This is a genomic window from Geodermatophilus sp. SYSU D01186 (assembly GCF_054050215.1).
Genome location: NZ_JBJGYW010000066.1, coordinates 1 through 10,105, shown reverse-complemented (window position 1 = coordinate 10,105; position 10,105 = coordinate 1). Strand labels below are relative to the sequence as shown.

Below are 10,105 nucleotides of genomic sequence, written 5' to 3'. Positions count from 1 at the left end.
GACCTATATAAAATACTATCAAACACCGGGGGGGGGGGGGGGGGCAGCCCCCCCCCCGGCGGCCCCGGGGGGGCCCCCCCCCCCCCCCCCGCCCCCCCCGCGCTCACGGCCGGCGGCGGACCGCCGGCTGTGCCGACGGCGCGCCCAGGGCGCGGGAGATCCCGCGCGCGGTGGCGTTGAGCACCGGCACGAGGGCCTGCGGCTGCGTCGTGCCGGCCGACACCGTCACCCCGAGGGCGGCGACCACCTCGTCGCCGGCACCCCGCACGGGGACGGCGACGGCCAGCGCGGGCGCCTCCGCGGTCAGCTGGTTCTCGGCGACCGCCACGCCCGTGCGCCGCACCTCGGCCAGCGTCCGGCGCAGCGCGGCCGGGTCGGTGATGGTGTGCGGCGTGTACCCCTTCAGCGGGCCGCTCAGGACCTCCTCCTGCACCTCCGGGCCGGCGAAGGCGAGCAGCACCTGCCCGGTCCCCGTCGTGTGCAGCGGCCACCGACCGCCGATCCGGCTCATCAGCCGTACCGCGCCCCGGGCCCGCAGCGCCTCCACGTAGACGACGTCCGTCCCGTCCCGCACGCCCAGCACCACGTTGGCCCGCGTGGCCTGGTGGAGGTCGTCGACGTAGGGGACGGCCACCTCACGCAGCTGGAGACCCTGCGGCGCCAGCGCGCCCAGCTCCAGCAGCCGCAGCCCGATGCCGTAGCGGCCGTCGGCGCCCCGCTCGAGGGCGCCCCAGTTCTTGAGCTCCCCGACCAGGCGGTGGGTCGTGGTGAGCGACAGCCCCGACCGCCGGCTGATCTCGCTGAGCGTGAGGGAGGCGTGCGCCGGGCCGAACGCGTCCAGCACCGCCAGCACGCGGCCGGCGGCCGTCGCCGACCCGCCGGCGTGCCCGGCCAGCCGGGTCGCTGACGAGCGGTCGCTTCCCGCAGCCGGGCGGAGCTGTCTGGTCATGGCCCCAGCTTCGCTCCCGGCGGCGTCCGTGACGAGCGGACCGGCCCGTGTCCGCGGTGTGGCGACCGCCACGCCGGAGCACCGAGGAGGGCGCTGCCCGGGTCACGGCAGCCACACCGGCCCCGTGCGTGCCCGAGCCCCGGAGCGGACCGGGCAGTCCGCTCCGCAGCCCCGAAGTTGTCTTCCGCGGGGCGAAAGCGGCGGGGTCTCCGGGCAGGTCGCTCGCGGAATCTGGTCAGGCCTCGCGTGACCCCCATCACTGCGGGTGCCCACGTCCCTGACGGCCCGAGCGAGTCCCTCCGGACTGCTCACACCGTCCAGCCCGATCCACCCAGGCCCCAAGGGGAGCACCTACATGAAGCAACGGACGATCCTGTCCCTTCTCACCGCCGCGGCGCTGGCGCTGTCGGCCTGTGGCGGTGGCGGCGACAGTGGAGGGTCCGCCTCCGGCAGCACCGGGGGACCGGTGGGCGAGCCGCAGTCGGGCGGCGAGCTGACCGTCCTGGAGGACGCAGCGTTCGCGGGCAGCTGGCCGGCCGGCCTCGACCCCGCGACGAACACCACCGGTGGCTCGAACATCGCGATGCAGCAGGCCATCTTCGGTGGCCTGTTCCTGCTCCGCGCCGACGACGACGGCTCCAACGCCCGCGTCGAGGGCCACCAGGCCGAGAGCTACGAGCTGTCCGAGGACGGGACGAGCTTCACCGTCAAGCTCCGCGACGGCATCCAGTTCAGCGACGGCACGCCGCTGGACGCCGAGGCGGTCAAGTTCAACTGGGAGCGGGCGCTGGCGAACGCGTGCACCTGCAAGCCGAACTGGCCGCTGGCCGAGGGCGGCATCCAGGTCGTCGACCCGCTCACCGTCTCCCTCACCTTCAGCCGGCCGTTCCCGGCGATCCTGGCCTCCTTCCCGACCAGCAACGTCAACTGGATCGCGTCCCCGACTGCCCTGGAGCAGATGGGCGAGGACGCCTTCAAGATCAAGCCCGTCGGTGCCGGCCCCTTCACCGTGGTCGAGAACCAGCTGAGCTCGGTCCTGGAGCTGGAGAAGAACCCGAACTACTTCAAGGAGGGCCTGCCCTACCTGGACAAGCTCACCTTCCAGTCGATCGGCGGCGACCAGCCCGCCTACCAGGCCCTGCAGGCGGGGCAGGCGCAGGCCTACGAGGGGCTCAACACCACCCCGCTGCTCGAGCAGGCGCAGGCCAACGGGCAGCTGCAGGTGACCATCCAGCCGGCCACCTCGCCCTACGTCATCCAGCTGAACACCGAGATCGCGCCGTTCAACGACCCGCGGGCTCGTGAGGCGATCTACGCGGCCACCGACTTCGAGGCCATCAACGAGGGCATCTTCGGCGGCAACTACGAGGTCAGCCAGAACTTCACCGCCCCGGGCGGCAAGTTCTACATGCCGGAGACCGAGGGCTACCCGGAGTACGACGTGGACCGGGCCAAGGAGCTCGTGCAGGAGCTGGGTGGCCTGACGGTCAACCTGGGGACGATCAGCAACTACGTCGCGACGCAGATCAACACCGCCCTGCAGACGCAGTGGCAGGAGGCCGGCATCGAGGTCACGATCGAGGACTCCCAGCTGTCGGGCGTGATCCAGAAGTTCACCGGTGGTCAGTGGCAGGCGATGCTGCAGACCGCGGGTGCCTGGGACCCGGCCGCCGGTGTCGGCGTCGGCTTCCGGTTCAATTCCGGCGTCCCCTACAGCGGGGTCAACGACCCGGCGCTGGACCAGCTGCTGAACGACGCGTCCGCGACCATCGACGAGGCGCAGCGTGAGGACCTGTACCGGCAGGCCGCCGAGCTGATCGCGGAGAACCACTACGCGCCGTTCGGCCTGGCCTTCGCGCCGGCCAACCTCGCCGCCGCCGGCGTGCACGGCCCGGGCCTGACCACCAAGATCCCGCCGCTGCTGGTGAACACGGGCGTGATCTGGGACGAGGTCTGGCGGGAGCAGTGACCGCCACGGCAGCCACCCCGCGGGTCCCGGCGCACAGCCGGGGCCCGCGGGCCTCCCGCCTCACCCGGGTCACCGGGTCGCCGGTCCTCCGGCTGGTCGTCAAGCGCCTGCTGATGGCCATCCCGATCATGCTGGGCGTCACGGTCCTGACGTTCTGGGTGCTCAGCCTGATCCCCGGCAACGCCGCCCAGCAGCTGCTGGGCCCGGAGGCCACCCCCGAGGACATCGCGCTGCTCGAGCAGCAGCTCGGCCTCGACAAGCCCGGGGTGGTCCGCTACCTCGAGTGGCTGCAGGGCGCCGTCACCGGTGACCTGGGGAACTCCCTGGTCAGCCGCCAGCCGGTCAGCGACATCCTCGCCGACCGCCTGCCGGTCACCGGCGAGCTCGTGCTCCTGGCCTTCGTCGTCTCGCTCGTGCTGGCCGTGCCGGTGGCCCTTCTCGCCGCCCACAAGCCGGGCGGGCTCATGGACCGCATCAGCATGATGATCAGCACCCTCGGGCTGTCGGTCGCCAACTACGTGCTGGCGCTGCTCCTGGTGCTCGTGTTCGCCGTCTCGCTCGGCTGGCTGCCGGCCATCGGCTACACCCCGCTGGAGGACGGGCTCTGGGCCAACCTGCGCGGGATGATCCTGCCGTCGGCGGCGATCGGCTTCCCGCTGTTCTGCTACTACACCCGGTTCCTCCGTGGGGACCTGGTCGACCAGATGCAGCAGGAGGAGTACGTCACCACCGCCCGCGCCAAGGGCGTCGGCTCCTGGGCGGTGCTGATCAAGCACGCGTTCCGGAACTCGTCCTTCGGCCTGATCACGATCGTCGGCCTGAACCTGGGCGCGCTCATCGGCGGCACCGTGATCATCGAGCAGATCTTCGCCCTGCCCGGCATCGGCCAGATGCTGCTGCAGGCCATCAACACCCGTGACTTCGTCGTCGTGCAGGCCGCGGTCGTGATCTTCGCGCTGGTCGCGGTGGTCGCCAACCTCGTCGTGGACCTGCTCTACGCCGTCCTGGACCCGAGGATCCGTTATGGCAGTCGTTGAGCCTGCCCCGTCGTTCTCCCTCAGCCCGGAGGTCGACGAGGCCGAGGCACGGGCCGGTGGCCGCAGCCGACGCTGGCGCAGCCAGCTCGGCACGTGGATCCCGGCCGGCCTCATCGCGTTCGTGCTGATCGCCTGCTTCCTGGGCCCGACCCTGCTGTCGCTGCCGAGCCCGGTCGGCGGGAACGTGCTGGAGAGCAACCAGCCGGCGCTCTCGCCGGGGCACATCCTGGGCACCGACCCCAACGGCAACGACATCCTGTCGCGGCTGCTCAACGGCGGTCAGTCGTCGCTGTGGATCGCGGTCGCGGTGAACCTGCTCGGCCTGGTGGTCGGCGGGACGCTCGGCGCGCTGTCGGGCTACGTCGGCGGCTGGGTCGACACGATCATCATGCGCGTCCTCGACGTGCTGATCGCGTTCCCGTCGCTGGTGCTCACCCTGGCGGTGGCGCAGGCGCTCGGCCCCAGCATGACGAACACCATCTTCGCCCTGGCGTTCTTCAGCGTCCCGGCGTTCGCCCGGCTCGCCCGCTCGGCGGTGCTGCGCCTGCGGGAGATGCCGTTCATGGCGGCCGCCCAGCTGGCCGGGACGTCGCCGTGGCGGATGCTGTTCAAGCACCTGGCGCCCAACATCGCCCCGCAGCTGATCACCTTCGGGATGCTGGGCATGGGCATCGTGATCATCATCGAGGGCGCGCTGAGCTTCCTCGGTCTCGGCATCCCGGACCCGGCCCCGAGCTGGGGCAACATGGTTTCCACGGGCCAGCTGAGCCTGTCGGCGACGCCGATGCTGGTCGTCTGGCCCAGCGTGGCCCTGCTGGTCACCGTCCTCGCCTTCAACCTGCTCGGCGAGAACCTGCGTGCACGTTGGAGTGGTCGATGAGCAGCAAGCGCACGGCGGCCTTCCCCACGGAGGACACCATCGTGTCCGAGGGCGTCATCGCCCCCGACACCGCCGGCCGGCACCGCCCTGCCGCGGCGGCCACCCCGGGCGAGCCGCTGCTGGTGGTCGAGGACCTCCGGGTCCAGTTCACCCGCGGCGGGCGGAAGATCAACGCCGTCAACGGGCTGTCCTACGAGCTGGCCCCCGGCTCGATGCTGGCCATCATCGGTGAGTCCGGGTCGGGCAAGAGCGTCAGCTCCCGGGCCCTGATGGGGCTGCTGCCGCCGACGGCCAGGATCTCCGGCTCGGTGCGGTTCGACGGCCGCGACCTGCTCGGCCTCGACGAGCGGGAGATGCAGGCGCTGCGCGGTGGCGACATCGCGATGGTCTTCCAGGACCCGGCCCGCTCGCTGAACCCGACGATGAAGATCGGTGCACAGATCACCGAGGCGGTCCGGCTGCACAGCGACCTCGACAAGAAGGGCGCCCACGCCCGCGCGGTCGAGCTGCTCAAGCTGGTGCGGCTGCCCGCGGCCGAGCGGCGCTTCCACGAGTACCCGCACCAGCTCTCCGGCGGCATGCGCCAGCGCGTCATGATCGCGATCGCGCTGGCCGGCGAGCCGCGGCTGCTCATCGCCGACGAGGCCACCACCGCCCTCGACGTCACGACGCAGGCCCAGATCATGGAGCTCCTCGTCGAGCTGCAGCAGCGGCTCGGCATGGCGGTGATCATGATCAGCCACGACCTCGGGCTGGCGGCCAGCTACGCCCAGGACGTCGTCGTCATGTACGCCGGGCGGGCCGTGGAGTACGCCCCGACGAACGTGCTGTTCGCCAACGTCCGGATGCCGTACACCCACGCGCTGCTGGGGGCCATCCCGGCGCTGGACCGCGAGCCGCACTCGCTGTTCGAGGTCACCCCCGGCCAGCCGCCGGACCTCTCGGCGCTGCCCAAGGGCTGCCCCTTCCGGCCGCGGTGCTCCAACGCCACCGACAAGTGCCTGGAGATGCCGCCCTTCACCGAGCACGACCCCGACCACTGGTTCGCCTGCTGGCACCCGGTCGGTTCGGGCACCGGCAAGCACACCGCGAACGGAGAACAGCGATGACCGCGGTCGAGGAGCGCACGGCGGGGGACCGGTCGGGTGCCCGCACCCCGCTGCTGCGGGCCCGCAACCTGGTGCAGGAGTTCCCCGTGCAGGCCGCGGGGGGCGTCAAGGGGGGCGTGGTGCACGCGGTGTCGGACGTGTCGTTCGACATCTACCGCGGCGAGACCCTCGGCGTGGTGGGGGAGACCGGCTCCGGCAAGTCCACCCTGGCCCGCTCGGTGATCCAGCTGCCCCGCCCCAGGTCCGGCGTCGTGGAGTTCCAGGGCACGGACCTGATGAAGGCCGGCCGCAAGGAACTCAAGGAGTCCCGCCGGCAGATGCAGATGGTCTACCAGGACCCGTTCGGCTCGCTGAACCCGCGCTGGCGGGTGAGCGAGCTGGTCGAGGAGCCGCTGGTCGGGCACGGCCAGGGCAACGCCTCCACCCGCAAGCGGCGGGTCGAGGAGCTGCTCGACCTCGTCGGGCTGGACCCCTCCCAGTACGCCAAGCGGCGCCCGTTCGAGCTCTCCGGCGGCCAGTGCCAGCGCGTGGCCATCGCCCGCGCCGTCGCCCTGGAGCCCGCGCTCATCGTGGCCGACGAGGCGGTCTCCTCGCTGGACGTGCTGATCCAGGCGCAGGTGCTCAACCTCTTCGAGAAGCTGCGCCGCGAGCTGAACCTCTCCTACCTGTTCATCGCCCACGACCTGGCGATGGTCAAGCAGGTCAGCGACCGGGTGGCGGTCATGTACCTCGGGCAGCTGGCCGAGATCGGCCCGGCCGAGGGCATGTACCGCCAGCCGCTGCACCCCTACACGTCGGCCCTGCTCGACTCCATCCCGCGCGTGGACCCGGTCACCGGCGCCACGCACCGGCCCGTCGCGCTGCCGGGCGAGCCGCCGTCGCCGATCGACCCGCCCAGCGGCTGCCGGTTCCGCACCCGCTGCCCGCGGGCGCAGCTCAAGTGCGCCGAGGAGGCGCCGCAGCTGCTCGAGCGGCTGCCCGGCCACCAGGTGGCCTGCCACTTCCCGCTGGACGTCGTCGACGCCGACCTGCCGCCGAAGCCGGCCGGTGCCACGCTCGCCCCGCCGCCGGTGCCGGCCCAGCCCGCCGCGCCGACCCGGCCCGCTCCGCAGCAGGCCCTGTGACCCAGGAGGAGGGGTACGTGTTCGACAGCATCGTGGACCCGACCGTGGGGGCGCCCGGCGACGACCGCGGCCGCACGGCGCTGGCCACGCGGCCGGCCCAGCTGTCCGGCCTCCGGCTCGGGCTGCTGGTGAACACCAAGCGCAACGCCGCCGACTTCCTCGAGGAGCTGTCGGCGTTGCTGGAGTCCGAGCACGGCGTGCGGACCGTGCTCACCCGGACCAAGCCGAGCATCGTGCACCCGGCCCCGGCCGAGATGCTCGAGGAGTTCCGCGGCGAGACCGACGTCGTGGTCGTGGGCGTCGGGGACTGCGGGTCCTGCAGTGCCTCCGCCGTGGCCGACGGGCTGCAGCTGGAGGCGGCCGGCATCCCCGCCGCCGTCATCTGCAGCGACGCCTTCCGCGTCAGCGCCGACGCGATGGCCAACCTGCAGGGGACGCCGGGCTACGAGTACGTCACCACCGCGCACCCGGTGGCGAGCCTGTCCCGCGAGGGCGTCCGCGAACGCGCCGTCCAGGCGCTGCCGGAGATCGTCGGCATGCTGACCCGCTCGTCGGCGGCGGTGGCCTCGTGACCACGGTCGAGGACCCGGTGCGGACGGCGAAGGAGGCCATCCGGTACTGCTACGAGCAGGGCTGGACCGACGGCCTGCCGGTCGTCCCCGCCACGGCCGAGGACGTCGAGGAGTTCCTCGCCACCACCGACCGCGACCCCGACGAGATCATCGGTGCCCAGGAGCACCTGGGCCGCCGGGTGACCCTCCGGCAGGCCGCGGTGAACGCGATCATGGCCGGGTGCGAGCCGGAGTACTTCCCGGTGGTGCTGGCCGCGTGGGACGCCCTCAACGGTGAGCCGTCCACCAACGGCGGCGCCTGGCAGTCCACCAGTGGTCCCGCGCCGCTGCTCGTGGTGAACGGCCCGGTGCGCCAGCGGCTGGGCATCAACTGCGCCGGCGGCGTGTTCGGGCCGGGCTTCCGGGCCAACGCCACCATCGCGCGGGCCATCGGGCTGATCGTGCGCAACGGCTACGGCATCAAGCCGCAGGAGCTGGAGCAGGCCACCCAGGGCGTGCCCGGCCGGTGGCAGCTGCTCATCGGCGAGAACGAGGAGCTCTCGCCGTGGGAACCGTTCAGCGCCGTCGGCGGACTCGAGCCCGGCGTCGACGCGGTGTCGGCGATGCTCATCCGGTGCTGCGAGTACGTCGACAACCGGCACACCGAGAGCGCCGAGGCGGTCCTGCGGGACTTCGCCGACTCGCTGGCCCGCATGGGCGCCTACCTGGGCCTCCGGCACTCCACCGGTGGTCTGGTGCTCGGGCCCGAGCACGCCAACGTGCTGGCCGATGCCGGGTACAGCCGGGCCGACGTCCAGCAGTGGCTCTTCGAGCACGCCACCCGCAGCCACCGCGAGCTCGTCGCGGCCGGCAAGGCCGGCGGCCCCGGCGGTCCCGCCGAGACCGACGAGGCGTTCCCGATGATGCCCTCACCCGCGGAGATCCCCGTCATCGTCGCCGGGGCGGCCAACGCCGCGATCTCCATGGTCTTCCGTCCGTTCGGCTGGGCCACGTGGTCCGGTCGCTCGGTGCCCGTCCGCTGGTCGGCCCAGTCCCGGCCGACCACCCTCCAGGAGGTGTCCCCGTGACCATCGACCAGGCGCAGCTGGACCAGCTGAAGCAGACCCTGCAGGCCGACGACTACCGGCTCGACGTCGACGTGCAGGGCGACTCGGCGAACGTCGCCATCGTCGCCGGGCCCGACGCGTGCGAGGAGTGCCTCGTGCCCAAGCCGCTCATGCAGTCGATGCTCGCCCCGGTGCTCGGGGTGCAGCCGGAGAGCATCCGGCTGACCTACCCGGCCGACAAGGGCTGAGCGACCGGCTCCACCCGGTGACACCGGCGGGTCCACCCCCGCCGGGACACCCACCCCACGGACCCGTGGGCGCGGCGCAGTCCGCCCACGGGTCCGTGGCGTGCCCGCGAGACGAGCGGGCTCCCCAGAACCGCTGCGGCCCCGGCCGCAGCCCGGCACGACGGAAACGGAGCACGGACGTGGAGATCTCCCTGGAGGGGAAGGTCGCGCTGGTCACCGGCGTCGGCCCCAACATCGGCAGCGGCATCGCCCTGGCGCTGTCCCGGTACGGCGCCAAGGTCGCCTGCAACGACGTCGACGACGACGTCATCAAGACCGCGATCGCGCGGATCGAGCGCAACGGCGGCGAGGCGATGGCCGCGCCGGGCGACGTCACCGACGAGAGCGCGGTGCAGGGCTACGTCGACGCCGTCCTCGAGCGGTGGGGGCGCATCGACATCCTCGTGAACAACGCCGCCATGCTCGGCGGCAAGGGCGTGCTCGACGAGGACGCGGGCACCTTCGAGCGGTCGATCAAGGTCTCCGGCCTCGGCTACTTCCTCAACACCAAGATCGTCGGCCGGGCCATGGCCGAGCGGGGCATCCGCGGCTCGATCGTGTGCATCTCGTCGTCCAACGGCTGGAACGGGTCGGCGGGCGTCATCGCCTACGCGTTCAACAAGGGCGGGGTGAACAACTTCGTCCGCGCCGCCGCCATGGACCTCGCGCCCTACGGCATCCGGGTCAACAGCTACACGCCCACCGCCCCCACCATCGACAACCCCGAGCTGCTCGCCGAGCTGGCGGCCCAGGGCCGCCCGGCGGACATGCTCAACGCCGGCCGCAAGGGCGGCGGCCTCGGCGGCAACACCGGGGACGAGCCGTGGCGCCGTCCCGCCCGCTGGAGCGGGGAGCGCCCGCCGCTGGTCCCCATGGGCAGCACCGGGACGCCGACCGACATCGGCCACGCGGTCGCGTGGCTGTGCTCGGACTACGCGCGGCTGATCACCGGCACCGACCTCGTCGTCGACGGCGGCGCCCGGGCCAAGAACTTCGCCTACTTCCCGGCCGACCCCGAGGACCTCGCCGGGCCGGTCCCGCTGATCCCCCTGGACGAGACCCCCGCCCCCTGATCCGGACGGGGGGGGGGGGGGGGGGGGGGGGGGGGGGGGGGGGGGGGGGGGGGGGGGGG

The 10,105-nt window shown here is 72.7% G+C and carries 10 protein-coding genes; 9 read left to right on the top strand and 1 reads right to left on the bottom strand.

The genetic code is table 11. The features are described 5' to 3' along the window. Window positions 1-103 precede the first annotated feature (103 nt). A complete protein-coding gene (locus tag ACI784_RS24955) occupies window positions 104-949 on the bottom strand; it encodes an IclR family transcriptional regulator (RefSeq protein WP_457015306.1) in 846 nt (281 codons plus the stop codon). Between the two features lie 355 nt (window positions 950-1,304). On the opposite strand from ACI784_RS24955, the gene ACI784_RS24950 reads away from it, so the two are divergent. The 9 genes from ACI784_RS24950 (at window position 1,305) to ACI784_RS24910 (ending at window position 10,046) form a co-directional block, all read left to right on the top strand. Beyond that, on the top strand, window positions 1,305-2,918 hold the full coding sequence (locus ACI784_RS24950) for an ABC transporter substrate-binding protein (protein ID WP_456925609.1): 1,614 nt from the start codon (window positions 1,305-1,307) through the stop codon (window positions 2,916-2,918). Continuing rightward, window positions 2,915-3,955 (top strand): ABC transporter permease, encoded by a 1,041-nt coding sequence (locus ACI784_RS24945; protein ID WP_456925608.1) that lies wholly within the window; start codon window positions 2,915-2,917, stop codon window positions 3,953-3,955. The genes ACI784_RS24950 and ACI784_RS24945 overlap by 4 nt, the downstream gene beginning before the upstream one ends. After that, a complete protein-coding gene (locus ACI784_RS24940; RefSeq protein WP_456925607.1) occupies window positions 3,942-4,835 on the top strand; it encodes an ABC transporter permease in 894 nt (297 codons plus the stop codon). The genes ACI784_RS24945 and ACI784_RS24940 overlap by 14 nt, the downstream gene beginning before the upstream one ends. Further along, window positions 4,832-5,944 carry an ABC transporter ATP-binding protein gene (locus tag ACI784_RS24935; protein WP_456925606.1) on the top strand — a complete coding sequence of 371 codons (1,113 nt, stop codon included), beginning with the start codon at window positions 4,832-4,834 and terminating at the stop codon, window positions 5,942-5,944. The genes ACI784_RS24940 and ACI784_RS24935 overlap by 4 nt, the downstream gene beginning before the upstream one ends. Then, window positions 5,941-7,068: an ABC transporter ATP-binding protein gene (locus ACI784_RS24930; RefSeq protein WP_457015305.1), complete on the top strand. Its 1,128-nt coding sequence runs from the start codon at window positions 5,941-5,943 to the stop codon at window positions 7,066-7,068. Before ACI784_RS24935 ends, ACI784_RS24930 begins: the two co-directional genes overlap by 4 nt. 17 nt (window positions 7,069-7,085) lie before the next feature. Next, a complete protein-coding gene (locus ACI784_RS24925; protein WP_456925604.1) occupies window positions 7,086-7,640 on the top strand; it encodes a UGSC family (seleno)protein in 555 nt (184 codons plus the stop codon). Continuing rightward, the gene (locus ACI784_RS24920; protein ID WP_457015304.1) at window positions 7,637-8,707 is read left to right on the top strand and encodes a hypothetical protein; all 1,071 of its coding nucleotides are present in this window, start codon (window positions 7,637-7,639) and stop codon (window positions 8,705-8,707) included. The genes ACI784_RS24925 and ACI784_RS24920 overlap by 4 nt, the downstream gene beginning before the upstream one ends. After that, complete coding sequence (locus ACI784_RS24915) at window positions 8,704-8,934, top strand: hypothetical protein (RefSeq protein ID WP_456925602.1); 231 nt, start codon at window positions 8,704-8,706, stop codon at window positions 8,932-8,934. Before ACI784_RS24920 ends, ACI784_RS24915 begins: the two co-directional genes overlap by 4 nt. 179 nt (window positions 8,935-9,113) lie before the next feature. Further along, complete coding sequence (locus tag ACI784_RS24910; protein ID WP_457015303.1) at window positions 9,114-10,046, top strand: SDR family NAD(P)-dependent oxidoreductase; 933 nt, start codon at window positions 9,114-9,116, stop codon at window positions 10,044-10,046. Window positions 10,047-10,105 lie beyond the last annotated feature (59 nt).